This window comes from Brevundimonas sp. (assembly GCF_030682035.1).
GTDB lineage: Bacteria > Pseudomonadota > Alphaproteobacteria > Caulobacterales > Caulobacteraceae > Brevundimonas.
The window spans coordinates 1-1,155 of the sequence record NZ_JAUXQZ010000022.1 but is presented as its reverse complement, the minus strand read 5'-3'; the positions used below and the strand labels follow the sequence as shown (position 1 = coordinate 1,155).

Genomic DNA, 1,155 nt, shown 5'->3' with positions numbered 1-1,155 from the left:
CTAGTGGTCCGTCGCGGTTTTGATCTGGTGGAGTTTGGCTCTTCCTCGTCGGACTTTGGCGAGGATCTCGTCGGCGGTTTTGTGCCACACGAACGGTTCGGGATCGCGGTTGCGGTGCTCGGCCCACTGCTCGATCGCGGCTTGCAGTTCGGCGACGCTGCTGAACGTGCCGCGTCGCAGACGTCGGTCGGTGAGTTCCTTGAACCATCGTTCGACGAGGTTGAGCCACGAACTCGACGTGGGCGTGAAATGGAGATGCCAGCGTTTCTGGCGTGGCTTGGCCAGCCACGTCTTGATCTCCTCGGCTTTGTGCGCGGAGAGGTTGTCGAGGATCACGTGGATAGCGAGATGGCGCGGGACTTGCTTGTCGATCTTCTTGAAGAAGGCGAGCACGTCGACCGCGGCGTGGGTTTTGCTGAACCCGATCGTGGCTTCGCCGGTGCCGATGTTGAGCGCGGTGAACAAGTCGATGGTCCCGTTGCGCTTGTAGTCGTGCGTGAACGTCGCCGCCCGGCCGGGTTTCATCGGCAGCGACGGTTGGGTCCGGTCCAACGCCTGGCACTGCGTCTTCTCGTCGAAGGAAAACAGCACCGCCCGTTCGGGCGGGTTCATATACAGGCCGACTACGTCGACGAGTTTCTCCTCGAAACGCGGGTCGTTCGAGACCTTGAACGTCGTTGTTTGCCACGGCCGCAGATGGTTGTCGCGCCAGATCCTGGCGATGGTGTCTTTGCTCAACGCGAACCGTTTCGCCAACAGCCGCGTCGACCAGTGCGTCGAGCCGTCGCCGGGAAGTTCCTCACGCGTCACTCGCACGACCTCGGCGATCGTGCCCTCAGCCAGCACCGGCTTGCGGCCCCGGCCCGACGCGATCTTGCCGACACCGGCCGGCCCGTCATCCTCGAACCGGCGACGCCACCGCCGCACGGTGTCCGGTGTCGTGCCGCACTGCCGGGCGATCTGTTCATTCGCCACCCCGTCGGCGGCCAACAGCAGGCCTTGGGACTGCACGACGGTTCGATGCGGCAACGACGTGGACCGCGCCATCGCTTCCACCTCCACTCGTTGCTCGGAACTCATCGACAACGGAGCGGCGATCAGCGTCGGCATACGCCTATTCTAGCCCACCTCGCTATTTCAGCGACGGACCACTAG

General features: G+C 63.6%; 1 protein-coding gene. It reads right to left on the bottom strand.

The genetic code is table 11. From position 1 onward, the window contains the following. Entirely contained in the window at positions 1 to 1,110 is a 1,110-nt protein-coding gene (locus Q8K49_RS04500; RefSeq protein WP_305304388.1) for an IS630 family transposase, read from the bottom strand. Positions 1,111 to 1,155: the final 45 nt, after the last annotated feature.

What these genes read in the sequence shown, in the direction of transcription:
- Q8K49_RS04500 (WP_305304388.1), bottom strand. Translation starts at nt 1,110, where the DNA reads ATGCCGACGCTGATCGCCGCTCCGTTGTCGATGAGTTCCGAGCAACGA.